This window comes from Streptomyces caeruleatus, assembly GCF_001514235.1.
Lineage (GTDB): Bacteria > Actinomycetota > Actinomycetes > Streptomycetales > Streptomycetaceae > Streptomyces > Streptomyces caeruleatus.
In genome coordinates, this window is the sequence record NZ_KQ948935.1 from 47,549 (window position 1) to 67,413 (window position 19,865).

Consider the following 19,865-nt stretch of genomic DNA (forward strand, 5'->3'; position numbering starts at 1 on the left):
CGCTGTGAGTATGCGGTTCCGAAGGGCCCGAACAGCAGGGCTGTGCGGTGAGTTGGCCGGACTGCCGTCGCGTGTTCACTTCGCGGGATACGCGCACACGGAAAAGCCCGCCGCAGGTCGGGCGGGCTTTCCGTGCGCTTCGCTCAGGTGTACGTCAGGGAGCCTGGAGGTCGACGAGTTCGGCCAGCGCGGCGCGGTGGGCGCCCGCCGTGCCGTAGGCGATGGAGTCGGCCTTGGCGCGCTTCAGGTAGAGATGGGCGGGGTGCTCCCAGGTCATCCCGATACCGCCGTGCAGCTGCACGGCCTCCTCGGCGGCGTGCACGGCGACGGACGCCGCGTAGGACTGCGCGACGGCCACCGCCACGTCGGCGTCCTCGCCGCTCGCCAGCGCGTCGGCGGCGCCCCGCGCGGCCGCGCGCAGGTTGACGACCTCCAGCCACAGCTGTGCGAGCCGGTGCTTGAGGGCCTGGAAGCCGCCGACGGGCCGGTTGAACTGCTTGCGGTCCTTCAGATAGCGGACCGTCTCGGTCAACGTCCAGTCGGCGAGCCCGAGTTGCTCGGAGGCGAGCAGTCCGGCCCCGGCGCGCAGGGCGCGTCGCACGGCGGGTTCGGCATCGCCGAGCAGCCGTCCGGGCGCACCGTCCAGGGTGACCGTGGCCACGGGGCGGGTCAGGTCCAGGGACGACTGCGAGGTGACGGTCACCGCGTCGGCGTCCACCGCGTACAGCCCGCCGTCGTCCGCGGGCACGAGCAGCACATCGGCGGCAGCCGCGTCCGCGATGCCGGTCAACTCCCCGTGCAGACGGCCGCCCTCATGGCGTACGACCTTGTAGGCGCCGCCGGGTCCGACGCTCAGCGCGACCGCGAGGGCGCCGATCCGCCGGCCGGTCGCCAGCTCGGCGAGCAGGCCCGCGTCGGTCTCGCAGGCGAGCAGCGCCTCGGTGGCCACGACGGCGCTGGTCAGATAGGGCACCGGAGCGACCGCGCGCCCCAACTCCTCCAGCACGACGGCGACTTCGCGGTGCGTGGCGCCCTGGCCGCCCTTGTCCTCCGGGATCAGCAGCCCGGCCAGGCCCATGCCGTCGGCGAGGGCCTTCCAGGCGGCCAGGTCGTGCGGGGTGTCCGACTCGGTGCGGGCGATGACGCCGGGCGCGTCGCAGTGGTCGGTGAGCAGGTCGCGTACGGCGGCCCGCAGCGCTTCCTCCTCCTCCGAGTACAGCAGGTCGGTCATCGTGCGAGGTCCTTCCAGGCGACGTCCTTGTCGGTGCGCGGCTCCGCGGGCAGGCCCAGGACGCGCTCGGCGACGATGTTCAGCAGGACCTCGCTGGTCCCGCCCTCGATGCTGTTGCCCTTGGAGCGCAGATAGCGGTAGCCGGCGTCGCGGCCGGTGAAGTCGACGAGCTCCGGGCGGCGCATGGTCCAGTCGTCGTACAACAGGCCCTCCTCACCGCGCAGTTCGACCTCCAGGCCGCTGATCTCCTGGTTGAGCCGGGCGAACGCGAGCTTCATGCCGGCGCCCTCGGGTCCGGGCTGGCCGGCGACGAGCTGCTGGCGCAGCCGCTCGCCGGTGAGGCGGGCGACCTCGGCCTCGACCCACAGCTTCAGCAGCCGCTGGTGCAGGTCGTGGGTGCGCAGTTCGGGCCGTTCGCGCCAGGTCTTCGAGATCGGGCCGATCATGCCGCCCTCGCGGGGCAGTCGCATGCCGCCGATCGCGACGCGTTCGTTGTTCAGCGTGGTCTGCGCGACCCGCCAGCCGTCGCCGATCGCGCCGAGGCGACGCGAGTCCGGGATACGGACGTCGGTGAGGAAGACCTCGTTGAACTCGGCCTCACCGGTGATCTGCCGCAGCGGCCGGACCTCGACGCCGGGGTCGGTCATGTCGCAGAGGAAGTAGGTGATGCCCGCGTGCTTGGGCACGTCCGGGTCGGTGCGGGCGATGAGGATGGCCCAGCGGGCCACGTGCGCGCTGGAGGTCCACACCTTCTGTCCGTTGACGACCCAGTCGTCGCCCTCCCGCACGGCCCGGGTGCCCAGCGCGGCCAGGTCGGACCCGGCGCCCGGCTCGCTGAAGAGCTGGCACCAGACCTCCTCGCCGGTCCACAGCGGCCGCAGATAGCGCCGCTTCTGCTCCTCGGTGCCGTACTGGAGGATCGTCGGGGCGGCCATGCCGAGGCCGATGCCGATGCGCCGGGGGTCGTTGTCGGGCGCTCCCGCGGCCTCCAGCTCGGCGTCCACGACGACCTGGAGAGAGCGGGGCGCGCCGAGTCCGCCGAGGCCCTCCGGGTAGTGCACCCAGGCCAGGCCGGCGTCGAAGCGGGCGCGCAGGAAGTCCAGCCGGTCGGTCGTGGCCGGCGGGTGCGCGGCCAGCAACTCCGCTGTACGGCGGCGCAGTTCGGTGGCGTCGGTCATGCCGCTCCTCCTTCGGTGAGTCCCGGGATCACGGCGACGCGGCCGGTGGTGACACCGTCGGCGACGCGCTGCACGGCGGCCGCGGCACCGCTCAGCGGGACGCGCTCGCTGACCAGCGGCTTGATGGCGCCCCGCGCGGCCAGCTCGGTGAGCTGTTCGTGGCAGTGCTGGATCAGCTTCGGGTTCTTGGTGTTGTACAGGCCCCAGTGCAGGCCGAGGATCGAGTAGTTCTTCACCAGGGCGTGGTTGAGCGCCGGGCTGGGGATCGACCCGCTGGCGAAGCCGACGACGACGATCCGGCCCTCGAAGGCGACGACCTTGGCGGACTGGGCGTAGGCCGCGCCGCCGACGGGGTCGTAGATCACGTCGGCGCCCCGGCCGCCGGTGGCCTCCTTCACGGCGGCGATGACGTCCTCGCCACGCCGGTCGATCACCACGTCACAGCCCAGCTCCCGGGCGACGGCCGCCTTCTCGGAGCCGCCGACGACACCGATGACGGTGGCGCCGGCGGCCTTCCCGAGCTGCACGGCCGCGCTGCCGACCCCTCCAGCGGCAGCGTGGACGAGCAGGGTCTCGCCGGCTTCCAGACCGGCCCGGCGGTGCAGGCCGAACCAGCCGGTCTGGTAGCCGATGTGCAGGGCGGCGGCCTCGGCGTCGTCCAGCGCCTCGGGTGCGGGCAGGAGAGCGGCGGCGTCCGCGACGGCGTACTCGGCGAAGCCGCCGTACGGCAGCGCCGGGTTGGCGAGGACGCGGCGCCCGTCCTCGGTCTCGCCGCAGATCTCCACGCCCGGCGTGAACGGCAGCGGCGGCCTGACCTGGTACTGGCCCCGACACAGCAGCGCGTCCGGGAAGTTGATGTTCGCGGCACGCACCTTCAGCAGGACCTGGCCGTCACCGGGCGTGGGCGTCCCGACGTCGTCGAGCCGCATCACCTCGCTCGGCTCGCCGTTCTCGTGCACTTGCCATGCCTGCATGCGGTGCCTCCACGCGACTGCTTCGTCTGACCGGGGTCCCTACGCATACTAAGCGGTCGCTTGCCATGAGGGAACCGTCATTCGGCAACAGTCGGGTGTGTCACGACCGCGGGGGTCACGACCGCAGGGGTCACGACCGCTTGGGCCGCGCCCGCACATGCATCCGCTCCCCCTGCGGCCCGAACAGACTGAGGAACTCCACCGGCCCCTCCCCCGTCGACCCGAACCAGTGCGGGACCCGCGTGTCGAACTCGACGGCCTCCCCCGCGGTCAGCACGATGTCGTGATCGCCCAGCACCATCCGCAGCTTCCCCGCCATCACGTACAGCCACTCGTATCCCTCATGGGTCCGCGGCTCCGGCTCGGCCTTCTCCTGCGGCACCAGCACCTTGAACGCCTGGAGGCCACCGGGCTGCCGGGTCAGCGGCCAGTACGTACGCCCGTGCCGCCTGATCGGCTCGGCCCGCACCCGGGGGTCGCGCACCACCGGCGCGGCCACCAGTTCGTCCAGCGCCACCTCGTGCGCTCGCGCGATCGGCAGCAGCAGTTCCAGACTGGGCTTGCGCAGCCCCGACTCCAGCCTGGAGAGCGTGCTCACCGAGATGCCGGTCGCCTCCGACAGACCGGCCAGCGTCGCACCCCGCTCCTTGCGGATCCGGCGCAGCCGTGGACCGACCTCCGCGAGCACCGTGTCCATCTCGTCGTCCTCACTCATGACCTCCATTGCAGTTTCGGCAAACACGTTTGTCAATACGGTAGCGACCGCGTGACTGTCTCGGTGGAGGTGGTCACCATGACCGAGCACAACACCGGTTCGTACGAAGTGATCGTCGTCGGAGGCGGCGCCGCGGGCCTGTCCGCCGCCCTCGTCCTGGGCCGCGCCCGGCGCCGCACCCTGGTCGTCGACGCCGGCGAACCCCGCAACGCGCCCGCCGCCCACATGCAGGGCTACCTGTCCCGGGACGGCATGTCACCCGCCGAGTTCCTGGCCGTCGGACGTGAGGAGATCGCCCGGTACGGCGTGGAGCTGGTCCGGGACCGGGTGGTGGACGTCGAGCGCGGCAAGGACTTCGCGGTCACCCTGTCCGACGGCCGGCACCTGCACGCCCGGCGCCTGGTCATCGCCACCGGCCTCAAGGACGAGCTGCCGGACGTCCCCGGCGTCGCCGAGCGCTTCGGCCGCGACGTGCTGCACTGCCCGTACTGCCACGGCTGGGAGGTCCGCGACCAGGCCTTCGGCGTGCTGGCGACCACGCCGATGAGCGTGCACCAGGCGCTCATGGTGACGCAGTGGTCGAAGGACGTGACCTTCTTCCTGCACGAGGTCGCCGAGTCCGACCTCACGGACGACGACCTGCGCAGGCTCGCGGCGGCGGGCGTGAAGGTGGTGCCGGGTGCGGTGGCCGGGCTGGTGATCGAGGACGACCGGATCGCCGGAGTGCGGCTCGCCGACGACACGGAGCACGCGCGCGAGGTCCTGTTCGTCGCCCCGCGCGCGGTGCCGCAGACCGGGTTGCTGGAAAAACTCGGCGCCGAAATGCAGCAGACCCCCTTCGGCTCGTACCCGACGGTCGACCCGACGGGGCTGACCTCGGTGCCGGGCGTCTGGGCCGTCGGCAACGCGATGGGCTTCTCCGAGCAGGTCATCAGCGCTGCGGCAGGCGGCTACCGGGCTGGAGCCTTCATCAACGGCGAGCTTCTTTTCACCGACCTCGACGACACGCCGCCAGGGACGCGGGGAACTGCGCGACCAGCCACAACGCGCCCGCAGCCGAAAGACGACCCATCGAGGAAATAACCGTTCGTCGGCGTGTAATCCAGCGGAGCGCACCGCACCATGGCTGCATGCTCCTGACCCGGCTGGCCAACGTATCCCAGGAGATCGCCGCGACCTCGGCCCGCTCCCGGAAGACCGCCCTGCTGGCGGAACTCTTCCGGGACGCCGAGCCGGACGACGTGCCGATCGTCATCCCCTACCTGGCGGGACGCCTCCCCCAGGGCCGCCTCGGCATCGGCTGGAAGGTGCTGAGCCGCCCGGTCGCCCCGGCCGTCGAGCCGACCCTCACGGTGGCCGAGGTGGACGCCCGCCTCACGGAGCTGGGCAAGGTGACCGGCACCGGATCCCAGGCGGAACGGACCCGTCTGGTGGGCGAGTTGATGAGCGCGGCCACGGAGTACGAGCAGCGCTTCCTCTTCGGCCTGATCACCGGCGAGGTACGGCAGGGCGCCCTGGACGCGGTGGCGGTCGAGGGACTGGCCCAGGCGACCGAGGCGCCGTCGGCCGACGTACGCCGGGCGGTGATGCTCGCCGGGTCCCTCCAGACGGTGGCCGAGGCCCTGCTCGCCGAGGGACCCGACGCGCTCGCCCGCTTCCGGCTCACCGTGGGCCGCCCGGTGCTGCCGATGCTGGCGCACAGCGCCTCGTCGGTGGCGGAGGCGGTCGAGAAGCTGGAGGCCTGCGCGGTCGAGGAGAAGCTGGACGGCATCCGCGTCCAGCTGCACCGCTACGGCGACACCGTACGGATCTACACCCGCACCCTGGACGACATCACCGACCGCCTTCCCGAACTCACCGCCACCGCCCTGGAGTTGAGGGGTGAGCGCTTCATCCTGGACGGCGAGGTCATCGCCTTCGACGACGCGGGCCGGCCCCGCTCCTTCCAGGAGACCGCCGGCCGCGTCGGCTCCCGCGTGGACGTGGCGACGGCGGCGAAGGAGGTCCCCGTCTCCCCCGTCTTCTTCGACGCCCTGTCCGTCGACGACCACGACCTGCTGGACCTGCCGTTCGCGGAACGTCACGCGGAGCTGGCCCGGCTGGTCCCCGAGCCGATGCGGGTGCGCCGCACCCTGGTGGCCGGCCCCGACGACCTTCCCCAGGCCGAGGACTTCCTTGCCGAGACCCTGCAGCGCGGCCACGAGGGCGTGGTCGTCAAGTCCCTCGACGCCCCCTACAGCGCGGGCCGCCGGGGCGCCTCCTGGCTGAAGGTCAAGCCCGTCCACACCCTCGACCTGGTGGTGCTGGCCGCCGAGTGGGGCCACGGCCGCAGGACCGGCAAGCTCTCCAACCTGCACCTCGGGGCCCGCACGGCGGACGGCGGTCTCGCGATGCTCGGCAAGACGTTCAAGGGGATGACCGACGCCCTGCTGACCTGGCAGACCGAGCGGCTCCAGGAGCTGGCCGTGGAGACCAGGGGTTGGGGTGTCACCGTACGCCCCGAACTCGTCGTCGAGATCGCCTACGACGGCCTCCAGCGCTCCACCCGCTACCCGGCCGGCGTGACGCTCCGCTTCGCGCGCGTGGTCCGCTACCGCGAGGACAAGCGGCCGGAGGAGGCCGACACGGTCGAGACGCTGCTCGCCGCCCACCCGGAGGTGAAGCCGTGACGTCGTCGCGGGGCAAGCACAGCGCCGGTCTGCTCCTCTTCCGCCGCACCGGTGACGGCCTGGAGGTGTTGCTCGGCCACATGGGCGGGCCGTTCTTCGCCAAGAAGGACGCCGGGGCGTGGACGGTCCCGAAGGGCGAGTACGAGCCCGACGAGCCCGCCTGGGAGGCGGCCCGCCGTGAGTTCCGGGAGGAGCTGGGGCTGGCGCCGCCCGACGGGGAGGCCGTGCCGCTCGGCGAGGTCAGGCAGACCAACGGCAAGATCGTCACGGCGTGGGCGGTCGAGGCCGACCTCGATCCGGCGACGGTCGTGCCCGGCACGTTCCGTATGGAGTGGCCGCCGCGCTCGGGACGGACCCAGGAGTTCCCGGAGCTGGACCGGGTGGAGTGGCTGGGCGTCGAGCGGGCGCGCGAGGTGATCGTCAAGGCCCAGGCCACGTTTCTCGACCGGCTGGCGGAGCACTCGGCCTGAGCGGCCGTACACGCGTTGCGGTAGCCACCGCCGCGCGGGAAGGTCGAAGCATCAGCCCGCTCCCAGGAGGTCGGTCATGCCCATCGCGACGGTGAACCCGGCGAACGGCGAGACGCTCAAGACGTACGAGGCCATGGGTGCCGAGGAGATCGAGCGCAGGCTCCAGCTCGCCGAGGCCACGTTCCGCACGTATCGGACGACGGGCTTCGTCGACCGGGCTCGTCTGCTGCTCCAGGCGGCGAGCCTCCTGGAGGAGGACCAGCAGGACGTCGCCCGGATGATGACGACCGAGATGGGCAAGCCCATCAAGCAGTCCCGCGCCGAGGTCGCCAAGTGCGCCAAGGCGATGCGCTGGTACGCCGACCGGGCCCAGGAACTGCTCGCCGACGAGGAGCCGCCCGACGCGGACGTGAAGGACTCCGGCGCCTCACGTGTGCGGGTGCGGTACCGGCCGCTCGGCCCGGTGCTCGCGGTCATGCCGTGGAACTTCCCCCTCTGGCAGGTGATCCGCTTCGCGGCCCCGGCGCTGATGGCCGGCAACGTCGGTCTCCTCAAGCACGCCTCGAACGTCCCGCAGACCGCCCTCTACCTGGAGGACCTGTTCCACCGCGCGGGCTACACCGAGGGCTGCTTCCAGACCCTGCTCATCGGCTCCGGGCAGGTCGACGAGATCCTGCGCGACGAACGCGTCAAGGCCGCCACCCTGACCGGCAGCGAGCCGGCCGGCCGCGCGGTCGCCTCCACCGCCGGGGAGATGATCAAGAAGACGGTACTGGAGCTGGGCGGCAGCGACCCGTACGTCGTCATGCCGTCGGCCGACCTCGACCGTGCCGCGCAGGTCGCGGTGACCGCGCGCGTGCAGAACACCGGGCAGTCGTGCATCGCCGCCAAGCGGTTCATCGTGCACACGGACGTCTACGACGCCTTCGCCGCACGGTTCGTCGAGGGCATGAAGGCGCTGAACGTCGGCGACCCGATGCTGGACGAGACGGACGTCGGCCCGCTCTCCAGCGAACAGGGCCGGACGGACCTCGAGGAACTGGTCGACGACGCCAAGCGGGCCGGCGCGACCGTCCTGTGCGGCGGCCACGAGCTGCGCCGGCCCGAACTGCCCGGCTGGTACTACCCGCCCACCGTGCTCGCCGACATCACCCGCGCGATGCGCATCCACCGCGAGGAGGCCTTCGGCCCGGTCGCCACGCTGTACCGGGCGGCTGACCTGGACGAGGCGGTGCTGATCGCGAACGACTCGCCCTTCGGACTGAGTTCGAACGTATGGACGCGGGACGAGGCCGACGTCGACCGGTTCGTACGGGATCTGGAGGCCGGAAGTGTGTACGTCAACGGGATGACGGCGTCCCATCCGGCGTTCCCGTTCGGCGGAGTGAAGCGGTCCGGGTACGGGCGTGAGCTGTCCGGGCACGGAATCCGCGAGTTCTGCAACATCACTACGGTTTGGCAGGGTGCGTGAGCGCCGCGCGGCTACGATCCCGGGTGTGAACCGCGAAGTTACTCTGCCGCTGATCGTTGACGACCGCGGGACCCTGCAGGTGGCTGCCGCCGATGTGAGCAAGCTGCTGCGTACCGTGGGTGGACGATGGCTGCACCTCGTCGAGGCCGGGGATGACGGCCTCGACGAGGACACGGTGGCGGCGCTGACCATCGAACTGGCGAAGCTCGCGGACCGGATCGACGTGGCGTGCATCGCGCACAGCAGCGGGAGCGCGCCGTAGGGGTGGCGGTTCGGTGCCGTCTGCCGGTACGTCGTGGCTGGTCGCGCAGTTCCCCGCGCCCCTTGAGGGGCGCGGGGAACTGCGCGAGCAACCACGGACGACCCGCAGACCGCATCGCGCAGAAACCCCCACGGCGCTACCGGATCGGCATCCCCGACAACGTACGGGCGATCACCAGCCGCTGGATCTCACTGGTCCCCTCGAAGATCGTGTAGATCGCGCTGTCCCGGTGCATCCGCTCCACGGGGTACTCCCGCGTATAGCCGTTGCCCCCGAGGATCTGTATCGCCTGGGCGGTGACCTTCTTCGCCGTCTCGCTCGCGAAGAGCTTCGACATCGAGCCCTCGGCCGCCGTGAACGGCTTCCCGTTGATCGCCATCCAGGAGGCACGCCACACCAGCAGCCGCGCGGCGTCGATCTGGGTCCGCATCTCGGCCAGCTGGAAGGCCACGCCCTGGTTGTCGATGATGGGCCGCCCGAACTGCTCACGGGTCATCGCGTAGTCGAGGGCGACCTCGTACGCGGCACGGGCCGTACCGACGGCCATCGCGCCGACCGCCGGCCGTGAGGCCTCGAACGTGGCCATCGCCGCGTTCTTCACCCGCTCGCCGCCCGCCGCCTTGGCCCGCTCACGCGCCCGCGCGAGGCGCTCGTCCAGCTTCGCCTTGCCACCCAGCAGGCAGGAGCCGGGCACCCGCACGTTGTCCAGGATGACCTCGGCGGTGTGCGAGGCGCGGATGCCGTGCTTCTTGAACTTCTGCCCCTGGGCGAGGCCCGGCGTGTTCGGCGGGATGATGAAGGAGGCGTGCCCCTTGGAGCCGAGGTCGGGGTCGACGACCGCGACGACCACGTGGACGTTGGCGATACCGCCGTTGGTCGCCCAGGTCTTCGTACCGTTGATCACCCACTCGTCCTTGGCCTCGTCGTACACGGCACGCGTCCGCATCGAGGCCACGTCGGACCCGGCGTCGGGCTCGGAGGAGCAGAACGCGGCGAGCTTGACATCGTTGGCGTCGCCGTACATCTGGGGGACCCAGGTGCCGATCTGCTCCTCGGTGCCGTTGGCGAGGACGCCGACGGCGGCGAGGCCGGTGCCGACGATCGACAGGGCGATGCCGGCGTCGCCCCAGAACAGTTCCTCCATGGCCATCGGTATGCCGAGACCGGTCTGGTCGAAGTACTGCTGGGCGTAGAAGTCGAGCGAGTAGATGCCGACCTTCGCGGCCTCCTGGATGACCGGCCAGGGAGTCTCCTCACGCTCGTCCCATTCGGCGGCCGCGGGGCGGATCACATCGGCCGCGAAGCCGTGCAGCCAGTCCCGGACCTCCTTCTGTTCGTCGTTGAGCTCCATGGTGAACTCGGCCATGTCCCCTCCAGCGGCGGTACGTGCGTGTTACTAGCGGTAACCCTAGTTTGTTACCGGCTAGTAGGTAAAGTCAACTCCCGATGACCCATCGACAGCCCATTCGATGGATGGAGCATGTTGAGTGTTAGTTTGCGCAGGCGTCATCGATTGAGCACGGGTGGGGAGAAGGAATGGACACCACGCAGCGGACCGATCAGCAACGATCCGCCGACCGCCGTCGGCGTGAGCTGCTGGAGGCCGCCGACCGGGTGGTGCTGCGCGACGGCCCACAGGCCTCGATGAACGCCATCGCCGCGGAGGCTGGTATCACGAAGCCGATTCTGTACCGGCACTTCGGGGACAAGAGCGGGCTTTACGCGGCGTTGGCCAAGCGGCACACGGATGCGCTGCTGGATTCACTGCGGGCCGCGCTGGACGCTCCCGCGGACCGGCGTGAGCGGGTCGAGGCCACGTTGGACACCTACCTCGCGGCGATCGAGGCCCGGCCTCAGGTGTACCGGTTTCTGATGCATCCGACCGAGGGCGGTCACACGGCGGATCAGGGGTTCGACATCGGCAAGCACTCGATGCCGTTGCTCCGCACGATGGGTGAGGAACTGGCCACCGTGATCGAGGAGCGGTTGGATCTCGGGCCGGGGAGTCAGCAGCTTGCCCGGGTGTGGGGGCACGGGATAGTCGGGATGATGCATGCGGCCGGGGACTGGTGGCTCGGGGAACGGCCTTGTTCGCGGGCGGAGTTGGTGCGGAGTCTGGCCGACCTGTTGTGGGGTCGGTTGGCTGCCGCGGGCGACAAAATGGGAGGGCCGGGGTTCTGATGGTTGTTCGCCGAGTGCGGGTGGGTGGGGGCTGGTCGCGCAGTTCCCCGCGCCCCTAGGTTGGCAGGACCGACCTGCGCCAGGAGGCTCGGGTCACCTGTCGCATGAGACGGCGATGACGCCAGCCACTCACCCGGTCCGCGTACACCCTTCCCTCCAAGTGGTCGCACTCGTGCTGGAGGCAGCGTGCGAAGAAGCCGGTGCCGTGGATGGTCACCGGCTCGCCCGTCACCGTGAAACCCTCCACCACCGCGTGGTCGTACCGCTCCGTCCCCGCCTCCAGGCCCGGCAGGGACAGGCACCCCTCCGGCCCCCGGATCACCACCCCGTCCGTCTCCACCAGCCGGGGGTTCACCACATGGCCGAGGTGTCGTACGTCCTCGTCGTCGGGGCAGTCGTAGACGAACACGCGCAGCGACTCCCCCACCTGGTTCGCGGCGAGGCCCACGCCCTGGGCCGCGTACATCGTCGCGAACAAGTCCTCCACCAGCGTCGCCAGTTCGGGGCCGAAGTCGGTGACCTGCTGGCAGGGTGCGTGCAGCACCGGGTCGCCGAGCAGGGTGAGGGGACGGACGCGCCCGTGCGCGCCCGGAATGGAGGCGTTCCGCATGGCCGCAAGGGTACGGCGATTCGGGAGTGCGAATGGATCTCGATAGGCTGACCACCACCACGTTGCCGTAGGGCTTCAGGCGCGGCGCGTACGCAAGGAGGATCGAGAACTGATGGCAGGCAACTCGGACCCGCTCACGCCGCGGGCCAAGCTCGCCGTGACCGCGGGCAAGGCGGTCGCGGCGGCATCTCGCGCCGCGGGGCGCGGCAGCGGTTCGGTGATCGGCGGCCGGGTGGCGCTCAAGCTCGACCCCGACCTCCTCGCCAGGCTCGCGCAGAACCTGGACGTGGTCCTCGTCTCCGCGACCAACGGCAAGACCACCACGACCCGGCTCATCGCGGAGGCCCTGCGGGCCGCCGGACCGGTCGTGTCCAACGCGCTCGGCGCCAACATGCCGGCCGGCATCACCTCGGCGCTCGCCGGCAGGTCGGAGGCGCGCTACGGCGTCATCGAGGTCGACGAGAAGTACCTCGCCGGCGTCGCGCGGGACACCGACCCCAAGTGCATCGCGCTGCTCAACCTCTCCCGCGACCAGCTGGACCGCGCCGCCGAGACGCGGATGCTGGCCGAGAACTGGCGCGAGGGCCTCGCGGGGTCGAAGGCCGTGGTCGTGGCCAACGCCGACGACCCGCTGGTCGTGTGGGCGGCGTCCTCGTCGCCGAACGTGATCTGGGTCGCCGCCGGGCAGATGTGGAAGGACGACGCCTGGTCCTGCCCGTCCTGCGGCGGTGTGATGCAGCGTCCGGGCGACGACTGGTTCTGCGGTGAGTGCGGCTTCCGCCGGCCCACGCCGAGCTGGGCGCTCTCCGGCGACCACGTGCTCGACCCGCACGGGTCCGCCTGGCCGATCCATCTCCAGCTGCCCGGGCGCGCCAACAAGGCCAACGCCGCGTCGTCGGCCGCCGTCGCCGCCGTGTTCGGGGTGCCGCCGCAGGTCGCGCTGGAGCGGATGTACCAGGTGCAGGCCGTCGCGGGACGCTATGACGTCGTGCAGTTCGAGGGGCGGGATCTGCGGCTGCTGCTCGCCAAGAACCCGGCCGGCTGGCTGGAGACGTTCTCCCTGATCGACCCGCCGCCGACCCCGGTGATCCTCTCCGTGAACGCGCGCGGCGCCGACGGCACCGACACCTCCTGGCTGTGGGACGTCGACTACACGCGGCTGACCGGGCACCCGATCTGTGTCATCGGCGACCGCAAGCTCGACCTCGCGGTGCGTCTGGAGGTCGCGAACCAGCAGTTCCAGGTGTGCGAGAACCTCGACCAGGCGGTGCAGCTGTGCCCGCCGGGCCGGATCGAGGTCATCGCCAACTACACCGCGTTCCAGGACCTGCGCCGCCGCGTCGGCAACTGAGCCAAGAGACTTCAGGGGACTTAAGTGAGCGACAACCAACTGCGGGTCGTCTGGATCTACCCGGACCTGCTCAGCACCTACGGCGACCAGGGCAACGTCCTCGTCGTGGAGCGCCGCGCGCGGCAGCGCGGCCTCGACGTGGCCCGACTCGACGTGCGCAGCGACCAGCCGATCCCGACCTCCGGCGACATCTATCTGATCGGCGGCGGCGAGGACCGTCCGCAGCGGCTCGCGGCCGAGCGGCTGCGCCGGGACGGCGGTCTGCACCGGGCCGTCGAGAACGGCGCGATCGTGTTCTCGGTGTGCGCGGGCTACCAGATCCTCGGCCACGAGTTCATCAACGACCTCGGTCAGCGCGAGCCCGGCCTCGGGCTGATCGACGTGGTGTCCGTCCGTGGTGAGGGCGAGCGGTGCGTCGGTGACGTCCTCGGGGACATCGACCCGCGGCTCGGCCTGCCTCCGCTGACCGGCTTCGAGAACCACCAGGGCGTCACCCACCTCGGCCCGACCGCCCGCCCCTTCGCCCAGGTCCGCTTCGGCAACGGCAACGGAACCGGGGACGGCACGGAGGGCGCGTACAACGACACCGTCTTCGGTACGTACATGCACGGCCCGGTGCTGGCCCGCAACCCGCTGATCGCGGACCACCTGCTGAAGCTGGCGCTCGACGTGAACGCGCTGCCGCCGACCGACGACCGCTGGTACGAGGCGCTGCGGGGCGAGCGGATCGCGGCCGCGCAGCAGCCCGCTTGAGCGCTGTCGCGCAGCCCGTCTGACGGCCCGTCCGCACAGGTGAGCGGGGTCGTCCAGCAGGCGGACGCACGCTTCGGCCCCGCCCCCTGATGCCGCTAGGGTGGCGGGGATTCGAGCCGGACAACGTGGTCCGGTCCCGGCCCACGTTGAGAAGGTATTGCGGGCTATGCGCATTGGTGTCCTCACGTCCGGCGGCGACTGCCCCGGCCTGAACGCCGTCATCCGGTCCGTCGTGCACCGCGCCGTCGTCGACCACGGCGACGAGGTCATCGGCTTCCGGGACGGTTGGAAGGGCCTCCTGGAGTGCGACTACCTCAAGCTCGACCTCGACGCGGTGGGTGGCATCCTCGCCCGCGGCGGCACGATCCTCGGTTCCTCCCGGGTCCAGCCCTCCCATCTGCGGGACGGGGTGGAACGGGCCAAGGGCCATGTCGCGGAGCTCGGCCTCGACGCGATCATCCCGATCGGCGGCGAGGGCACGCTCAAGGCGGCCCGGCTCATGTCCGACAGCGGCCTGCCCGTCGTGGGTGTGCCGAAGACCATCGACAACGACATCGCGGTCACCGACGTCACCTTCGGCTTCGACACGGCCGTGGGTGTGGCCACCGAGGCCCTGGACCGGCTCAAGACCACCGCCGAGTCCCACCAGCGGGTCCTCGTCGTCGAGGTCATGGGCCGCCACACCGGCTGGATCGCACTGCACTCCGGCATGGCGGCCGGCGCGCACGCCATCGTCGTACCGGAACGCCCCTTCGACATCGAGGAGTTGGCCCGTCGGGTCGGCGAGCGGTTCGACGCCGGGAAGCGCTTCGCGATCGTCGTGGCGGCCGAGGGCGCCAAGCCGATGCCGGGCTCCATGGAGTTCGACGAGGGCGGCAAGGACATCTACGGCCACGAGCGCTTCGCCGGGATCGCCCGCCAGCTGTCGATCGAGCTGGAGCAGCGGCTCGGCAAGGAGGCGCGGCCGGTCATCCTGGGCCATGTGCAGCGGGGCGGTACGCCGACCGCGTACGACCGGGTGCTGGCGACGCGTTTCGGCTGGCATGCGGTGGAGGCCGTGCACCGGGGCGAGTTCGGTCATATGACGGCGCTGCGGGGGACGGACATCGTGATGGTGCCGCTCGCGGAGGCCGTGGAGACGTTGAAGACGGTCCCGGCGGACCGGTACGAAGAGGCTGAGTGCGTGCTCTGAGACTCGCCGCAGGGCCGCAGGTTGTCAGCAGTCTGCGGGTGGTTCGTGGCTTGTCGCGCCCACTCGGCGGAGCCGCACATCGATACAGCCCCGCGCCCCTGGGCGATGCAGCTGCCCCCGGTCGAGAGCTCGGCCGGGGGCAGTTCTAGTCTGTGTGCGGACAGACTTGCACAACCCCCACGAATCAGGAGCCGCCGGAATGGATCACAGCGGGCACGGCATGACCATGGATCTGCCGCCGTTCACGCTGGGGCGGGGTCTTCAGTGGTCGGCCGACCCGTTCTTCCTCGTCGCCTGCCTGGTGGCGCTCGCGCTGTACGGCTGGGGGGTCGTGCGGCTGCGGCGGCGTGGGGACGCGTGGTCCGTGGGGCGGACGGCCTCGTATGTCGTCGGGGTGCTGACCGTGATGCTCGTCATGTGCACCGGGCTGAACGACTACGGCATGGTCATGTTCAGCGTGCACATGGTGCAGCACATGGTGATCAGCATGCTGTCGCCGATCCTGATCCTGCTCGGAGCCCCGGTCACCCTGGCACTGCGGGCGCTGCCGCCGGCGGGACGCGGGCGCAAGGGGCCGCGGGAGCTGCTGCTGGCCCTGCTGCACAGCCGGTACATGCGGATCATCACGCATCCGGCGTTCACGATCCCGCTGTTCATCGCCAGCCTGTACGCGCTGTACTTCACGCCGCTCTTCGACTTCCTGATGGGCTCCAAGACGGGGCACATCGCGATGATGGTGCACTTCCTCGCGGTGGGTGTGGTGTTCTTCTGGCCGATCATCGGCGTGGACCCGGGCCCGCACCGGCCGGGATATCTGATGCGGATGCTGGAGCTGTTCGCGGGGATGCCGTTCCACGCGTTCTTCGGGATCGCGTTGATGATGGCGTCGGAGCCGATGGTCGAGACGTTCAAGAACCCGCCCGGCTCGCTCGGCATCGAGGCGCTCTCCGACCAGAACGCGGCCGGCGGTATCGCCTGGGCGTTCAGTGAGATTCCGTCCGTGCTGGTGCTGATCGCCCTGCTGTTCCAGTGGTACGGCTCGGAGCAGCGGCAGGCCCGTCGCAAGGACCGGGCCGCCGACCGGGACGGCGACAAGGAACTTGAGGCGTACAACGCCTATTTGGCCTCATTGAACGCACGCGGAAACTGAGGAAACCGAAAGGCTTCGCCTTTCAGTAGCATGAAGCGCGTCGGGGGAACCGCACCGGGGGGAGCGGTAATGGCGCTTCGTGTTTTGGTACGCAAGTTTTCCGTCCTGTGGGTCTGCGTACTCGTGTTGAGCGGGTGTGACCGGGACGCGCCTTTGTTCGTCGTGAAGGCGGTGGCCGCGGGAGTTCCGTCGCTCGCGCCCTTCTTCGACGAGAGCCAGGGGCTGGGGCACGACGCGCAGGTCCGGGTGCGGGCGGCGCACGGCGGACTTCAGCAGGGCGACACTCCGGGGCTGTACGGGGGTTCGAAGCAGCCGACGATCTGTGATGTGCGGCGGCTGGAGGAGTTCCTCACGGATCCCGTCCATGACCGGAAGGCGCGGGCGTGGGCGGCCGCGCTCTCCATCACCACCGCCGAGATTCCGGATTTCCTCCGTCGGCTCACACCCGTTCTCCTGCGTCACGACACTGTCGTCAAGAACCACGACTACAAAAAGGGAAAGGCTGTCCCCTTCGACGCACTGCTGCAGACGGGAATCGCGATTCTCGTCGACGAGCAGGGCCTGCCCGCCGTGAAATGCTCCTGCGGAAATCCACTGCGGCCCTTCGAAGGTGACACGACCCGGATCAAGGTCGATTTCGACGACCGCAACGAGGAGTGGAAAGGCTACGAGAAGACCTCCGTGGTGGCCGTGCGGCCGGCGTCACGCGAGGTGGAGCAGCTGGCCCTCGTCGACGTCGACGAACCCGACCGGGGCATCAACCGGCCCGTCGGCACGACCGGCGCGGACGACACCGCCTTCGACACGCGCGAGCGGCGCGCGGTGCCGAGCCTGGCCGGGGAGACGTTCGGGCAGGCGAGCCGTCGGCTGGCCGAGGAGGGGCTGGCGGTCGGCTTCGCCGGCGGGGGGCTGCCGCCGGACGACGCCCGGGTCACGGCGTCGGACCCGTCGGCGGGGACCGAGCTGCGGTTCGGGGCGTACGTGACGTTGAGCGTGGCCGGGGGGACCTCCGGCGGCTCGTCCGAGAAGCCGACGTCGACGACGGCGTCCACTCCCCCGGGAGCGGGGCCAGGGCCGGGGTCGTCGGGGTCGACGCGGGGTCCATCGGCCTCGACCCCGCCGCCGTCCACTCCGCCGCCGTCCACTCCGTCGCCGTCCACTCCGTCGGCATCTGCCCCATCGGCATCTGCTCCATCGGCATCTGCTCCATCGGCATCTGCTCCATCGGCATCCTCGCCGTCGACGAACTCTCCGCCCGCCTCGTCGGCCCCGCCGTCGCCGTCGCCCTCCGGACCCACCAGTTCCGGGTCCGCCCGGCCCGGCCCCACGAGCGGACCGCCGTCCTCGCGCCCACCGTCGTCGGCCTCGCCCTCCTCCGCCCCGCCGACGAAGAACCCCACGTCCGGTTCCGCGCCCCCGAGCAGCGACCCGGTGACCAGCGCCCCGGTGACCAGCGCGCCCGCCACGAGTGCCCCCGTCACCGGCGCCCCCTCCACCGTCGAACCCCCGCGAGCACGACCGCCTAGCAACCACGGAGCACCACGCAGCGCACCCGCAGACCCGGGGAGTCACCGGATGCCTTCAGGATCACCGACGTCGGGAGTGGGCCGGGTCGTCGCCGGCCGCTATCTGCTGCTGAACCGGCTCGGCAGCGGGGGGATGGGCCATGTCTGGCTGGCCCACGACCAGAGACTCGCCTGCGAGGTCGCGCTGAAGGAGATCGTGTTCCGGGACCCGGCCGAGGCCGACGAGCGTGAGGCCAGGGTGGCCCGGGCCCGCGCGGAAGCCCGGCACGCGGCGGGGCTGCGCGGGCACCCGCACGTGGTGACCGTGCATGACGTGCTGGAGCACGAGGGGCTGCCGTGGATCGTCATGGAGTACGTGGCCGGCGCCGTCGACCTGCGGGACCTCATCGACCGGCACGGTCCGCCCGCGCCCGCGGAGTGCGCCCGCATCGGACTCGCCGTACTCGACGCGCTGACCGCCGGGCACGAGCGGGGCGTCATGCACCGGGACGTGAAACCGGCGAACATCCTGCTCGCGCCGGACCGCTCCGGGGCGCCGCACGGGCGTGTGCTGCTCGCCGACTACGGCATCTCGGTGCAGCCGGACGCCGGGGAGACGCGGTACACGCTGGCGTCGGCGCTCGTGGGTACGGCGGGCTATCTGGCGCCGGAACGGGTCACGGGCGGGGCGCCCACGCCGGCCACGGACCTGTTCTCGCTGGGCTGCACGCTGTATCACGCGGTCGAGGGGCGGGGTCCCTTCGACCGCGAGTCGCATCTCGCCCAGGTGACCGCGGTGGTCATGGAGGAGCCCCGGCCGGCCGCGCGGGCCGGAGCGCTGGGACCCGTCGTACGCGCCCTGCTGGAGAAGGATCCGGCACGGCGGATGTCCGCGGCGGAGGCGGAGGCGGCGCTGTCGCGGATCGTCATGCCCGAGGCCGACGCGTACGCGCGCACCCGGACGGACCTCGGTTCGCAACCGCACTGGGGCGGGGCGCCGCCCGGGACGCCCATCACCCCGATGACCCCCATCACGCCCATGACGCCCATGACGCCCGAGTCACCACCGCCCTCCGAGCCCGTCTCCGGGCAGCGCCGGACCCGTCCCCGCATCCTCCACGCGGTGCTCGCCGGCCTCCTCGGGCTGGCCCTGGCGGGGGCCGGTGCCTGGTACGCCGTGGACCGGGAGTCGGACCCGGGCGGGTCGGGGCGGCCGTACGGCGACGCCGTCGGGCTCGGGGATCCGCTGAAGGCCGGTGACTGTGTGCTGGCCGACTGGCCCGGCACGAGCGCCTTCCGGGGCACGCCCCGGCTCCGTCTGGATCCCAGTTGCCGGGAGCAGGCACCCGACGGGCAGGTGATGGCGTTCGTCGCCGCCGCGTCAGCCGCCGAGGCACGCCGGGAAGGGCCTGCGGCGTGCGAGGAGCGGACGGAGGCGATCCGCGAGCGGCTCGCGGATGTGCGCGGATACGCCGTCGTACCGTCCGAGGCGGGGTTCGAGGCGGCCGGGGGGCGTACCGCCTGTCTGGTGCTGGGCGCGCACGGGCCGGTGTTCGGGCCGCTGGGCGAGCACCGGAAGGCGGGGTCGGCGTTCGCCGACACGGCGACCATGCAGCGGCGGGACTGTCTGGACGTGCGCTCGCGCCGGGACGCCCGCCTGGTGTCCTGCGCGGATCCGCACGACGAGCAGGTGCTGGGATTCACCCGACTGGGCGCCGACGCCACGCTGACCGAGGCGCGCACCGAATCGGACACGGCGTGTGCCCGTGAGGTGCCGCCGCGCGACTACGGGTTCGACCCTTCCGTGTACACGGCGGGCTCCTGGACGAGCGAGGGGTCCTGGAAGAACGGGACTCATTTCGTCGTGTGCACCGTCAGGAAGCAGAACGGGGGCACCATGGAGGGGGACGAACCATGAGGAGGGTGTCGCGATGCCCGGTTCTAGCGGTTCTGGCGGTTCTGGCGGTTCTACCGAGAGTTCTACCAAGGCGATGGGGGTGGTCACCGTCGGAGGTCTCGTCGTGGTGACGGCCTACACGGTGGCGCTCGGGAGCAATGGCTGGCTGTGGTTCGGGTGGGTGGTGCTGGGGCTGATCACGCTGGGGCTGGTCGTCAGCCGCAGCACCTGAGCCGCGGACCCCGGCGCCGGGGCC

At 71.2% G+C, this 19,865-nt stretch carries 18 protein-coding genes and 1 pseudogene; 13 read left to right on the forward strand and 6 right to left on the reverse strand.

Going from position 1 to position 19,865, the window contains the following annotated elements; genetic code table 11:
• Positions 1-154 precede the first annotated feature (154 nt).
• From AQJ67_RS31950 to AQJ67_RS31965, 4 genes are all read right to left on the reverse strand, one after another.
• Positions 155-1,231, reverse strand: a complete 1,077-nt coding sequence (locus AQJ67_RS31950; protein WP_062722829.1) for an acyl-CoA dehydrogenase family protein — start codon at positions 1,229-1,231, stop codon at positions 155-157.
• The gene (locus AQJ67_RS31955) at positions 1,228-2,409 is read right to left on the reverse strand and encodes an acyl-CoA dehydrogenase family protein (protein WP_062722830.1); all 1,182 of its coding nucleotides are present in this window, start codon (positions 2,407-2,409) and stop codon (positions 1,228-1,230) included. Before AQJ67_RS31955 ends, AQJ67_RS31950 begins: the two co-directional genes overlap by 4 nt.
• Positions 2,406-3,383 carry an NADPH:quinone oxidoreductase family protein gene (locus AQJ67_RS31960; RefSeq protein ID WP_062722831.1) on the reverse strand — a complete coding sequence of 326 codons (978 nt, stop codon included), beginning with the start codon at positions 3,381-3,383 and terminating at the stop codon, positions 2,406-2,408. The genes AQJ67_RS31955 and AQJ67_RS31960 overlap by 4 nt, the downstream gene beginning before the upstream one ends.
• 130 nt (positions 3,384-3,513) lie before the next feature.
• The gene (locus AQJ67_RS31965; protein ID WP_062723018.1) at positions 3,514-4,098 is read right to left on the reverse strand and encodes a helix-turn-helix domain-containing protein; all 585 of its coding nucleotides are present in this window, start codon (positions 4,096-4,098) and stop codon (positions 3,514-3,516) included.
• Between the two features lie 78 nt (positions 4,099-4,176).
• On the opposite strand from AQJ67_RS31965, the gene AQJ67_RS31970 reads away from it, so the two are divergent.
• The 5 genes from AQJ67_RS31970 to AQJ67_RS31990 all read left to right on the forward strand — a co-directional run bounded on the left by AQJ67_RS31970 (position 4,177) and on the right by AQJ67_RS31990 (position 8,970).
• Entirely contained in the window at positions 4,177-5,181 is a 1,005-nt protein-coding gene (locus AQJ67_RS31970) for an NAD(P)/FAD-dependent oxidoreductase (RefSeq protein ID WP_079056299.1), read from the forward strand.
• A gap of 47 nt (positions 5,182-5,228) precedes the next feature.
• A complete protein-coding gene (locus AQJ67_RS31975; RefSeq protein ID WP_062722832.1) occupies positions 5,229-6,767 on the forward strand; it encodes an ATP-dependent DNA ligase in 1,539 nt (512 codons plus the stop codon).
• On the forward strand, positions 6,764-7,237 hold the full coding sequence (locus AQJ67_RS31980; protein ID WP_062722833.1) for an NUDIX hydrolase: 474 nt from the start codon (positions 6,764-6,766) through the stop codon (positions 7,235-7,237). The genes AQJ67_RS31975 and AQJ67_RS31980 overlap by 4 nt, the downstream gene beginning before the upstream one ends.
• Before the next feature lie 76 nt (positions 7,238-7,313).
• Positions 7,314-8,708, forward strand: coding sequence for an NADP-dependent succinic semialdehyde dehydrogenase (locus AQJ67_RS31985; protein WP_062722834.1), 1,395 nt, complete (start codon positions 7,314-7,316; stop codon positions 8,706-8,708).
• Between the two features lie 25 nt (positions 8,709-8,733).
• Positions 8,734-8,970, forward strand: coding sequence for a DUF6213 family protein (locus tag AQJ67_RS31990; RefSeq protein ID WP_062722835.1), 237 nt, complete (start codon positions 8,734-8,736; stop codon positions 8,968-8,970).
• Between the two features lie 136 nt (positions 8,971-9,106).
• On the opposite strand, the gene AQJ67_RS31995 is transcribed toward AQJ67_RS31990, so the two are convergent.
• Complete coding sequence (locus tag AQJ67_RS31995) at positions 9,107-10,336, reverse strand: acyl-CoA dehydrogenase family protein (protein ID WP_062722836.1); 1,230 nt, start codon at positions 10,334-10,336, stop codon at positions 9,107-9,109.
• Between the two features lie 170 nt (positions 10,337-10,506).
• Here AQJ67_RS31995 and AQJ67_RS32000 point away from each other — a divergent pair, with 170 nt between their 5' ends.
• A complete protein-coding gene (locus AQJ67_RS32000; protein WP_062722837.1) occupies positions 10,507-11,151 on the forward strand; it encodes a TetR/AcrR family transcriptional regulator in 645 nt (214 codons plus the stop codon).
• 55 nt (positions 11,152-11,206) lie between these two features.
• Here the strand turns inward: AQJ67_RS32000 and def are convergent, their stop codons facing one another.
• Positions 11,207-11,761, reverse strand: a complete 555-nt coding sequence (def, locus tag AQJ67_RS32005) for a peptide deformylase (RefSeq protein ID WP_062722838.1) — start codon at positions 11,759-11,761, stop codon at positions 11,207-11,209.
• Positions 11,762-11,873: 112 nt separating this feature from the next.
• Here def and AQJ67_RS32010 point away from each other — a divergent pair, with 112 nt between their 5' ends.
• The 7 genes and pseudogenes from AQJ67_RS32010 to AQJ67_RS32040 all read left to right on the forward strand — a co-directional run bounded on the left by AQJ67_RS32010 (position 11,874) and on the right by AQJ67_RS32040 (position 19,841).
• Complete coding sequence (locus tag AQJ67_RS32010) at positions 11,874-13,112, forward strand: MurT ligase domain-containing protein (protein WP_062722839.1); 1,239 nt, start codon at positions 11,874-11,876, stop codon at positions 13,110-13,112.
• A gap of 24 nt (positions 13,113-13,136) precedes the next feature.
• A complete protein-coding gene (locus tag AQJ67_RS32015) occupies positions 13,137-13,865 on the forward strand; it encodes a type 1 glutamine amidotransferase (RefSeq protein WP_062722840.1) in 729 nt (242 codons plus the stop codon).
• A 166-nt stretch (positions 13,866-14,031) separates the two neighbouring features.
• A complete protein-coding gene (locus AQJ67_RS32020) occupies positions 14,032-15,057 on the forward strand; it encodes a 6-phosphofructokinase (protein WP_062722841.1) in 1,026 nt (341 codons plus the stop codon).
• Between the two features lie 199 nt (positions 15,058-15,256).
• Positions 15,257-16,207, forward strand: a complete 951-nt coding sequence (locus AQJ67_RS32025; RefSeq protein WP_062722842.1) for a cytochrome c oxidase assembly protein — start codon at positions 15,257-15,259, stop codon at positions 16,205-16,207.
• Positions 16,208-16,276: 69 nt separating this feature from the next.
• A pseudogene (locus AQJ67_RS50485) lies at positions 16,277-17,146 on the forward strand (DUF6777 domain-containing protein); the annotation flags it as partial.
• 636 nt (positions 17,147-17,782) lie between these two features.
• Positions 17,783-19,630, forward strand: coding sequence for a serine/threonine-protein kinase (locus AQJ67_RS32035; protein ID WP_062722844.1), 1,848 nt, complete (start codon positions 17,783-17,785; stop codon positions 19,628-19,630).
• Between the two features lie 13 nt (positions 19,631-19,643).
• Positions 19,644-19,841 (forward strand): hypothetical protein, encoded by a 198-nt coding sequence (locus tag AQJ67_RS32040; protein ID WP_062722845.1) that lies wholly within the window; start codon positions 19,644-19,646, stop codon positions 19,839-19,841.
• Positions 19,842-19,865: the final 24 nt, after the last annotated feature.

What these genes read in the sequence shown, in the direction of transcription:
- AQJ67_RS32020 (WP_062722841.1), top strand. Translation starts at nt 14,032, where the DNA reads ATGCGCATTGGTGTCCTCACGTCCGGCGGCGACTGCCCCGGCCTGAAC.
- AQJ67_RS32035 (WP_062722844.1), top strand. Translation starts at nt 17,783, where the DNA reads ATGCCTTCAGGATCACCGACGTCGGGAGTGGGCCGGGTCGTCGCCGGC.
- AQJ67_RS31975 (WP_062722832.1), top strand. Translation starts at nt 5,229, where the DNA reads ATGCTCCTGACCCGGCTGGCCAACGTATCCCAGGAGATCGCCGCGACC.
- AQJ67_RS31965 (WP_062723018.1), bottom strand. Translation starts at nt 4,098, where the DNA reads ATGAGTGAGGACGACGAGATGGACACGGTGCTCGCGGAGGTCGGTCCA.
- def (WP_062722838.1), bottom strand. Translation starts at nt 11,761, where the DNA reads ATGCGGAACGCCTCCATTCCGGGCGCGCACGGGCGCGTCCGTCCCCTC.
- AQJ67_RS31985 (WP_062722834.1), top strand. Translation starts at nt 7,314, where the DNA reads ATGCCCATCGCGACGGTGAACCCGGCGAACGGCGAGACGCTCAAGACG.
- AQJ67_RS31960 (WP_062722831.1), bottom strand. Translation starts at nt 3,383, where the DNA reads ATGCAGGCATGGCAAGTGCACGAGAACGGCGAGCCGAGCGAGGTGATG.
- AQJ67_RS32040 (WP_062722845.1), top strand. Translation starts at nt 19,644, where the DNA reads ATGCCCGGTTCTAGCGGTTCTGGCGGTTCTGGCGGTTCTACCGAGAGT.
- AQJ67_RS32000 (WP_062722837.1), top strand. Translation starts at nt 10,507, where the DNA reads ATGGACACCACGCAGCGGACCGATCAGCAACGATCCGCCGACCGCCGT.
- AQJ67_RS32025 (WP_062722842.1), top strand. Translation starts at nt 15,257, where the DNA reads ATGGATCACAGCGGGCACGGCATGACCATGGATCTGCCGCCGTTCACG.
- AQJ67_RS31995 (WP_062722836.1), bottom strand. Translation starts at nt 10,336, where the DNA reads ATGGCCGAGTTCACCATGGAGCTCAACGACGAACAGAAGGAGGTCCGG.
- AQJ67_RS31970 (WP_079056299.1), top strand. Translation starts at nt 4,177, where the DNA reads ATGACCGAGCACAACACCGGTTCGTACGAAGTGATCGTCGTCGGAGGC.
- AQJ67_RS31950 (WP_062722829.1), bottom strand. Translation starts at nt 1,231, where the DNA reads ATGACCGACCTGCTGTACTCGGAGGAGGAGGAAGCGCTGCGGGCCGCC.
- AQJ67_RS32010 (WP_062722839.1), top strand. Translation starts at nt 11,874, where the DNA reads ATGGCAGGCAACTCGGACCCGCTCACGCCGCGGGCCAAGCTCGCCGTG.
- AQJ67_RS31955 (WP_062722830.1), bottom strand. Translation starts at nt 2,409, where the DNA reads ATGACCGACGCCACCGAACTGCGCCGCCGTACAGCGGAGTTGCTGGCC.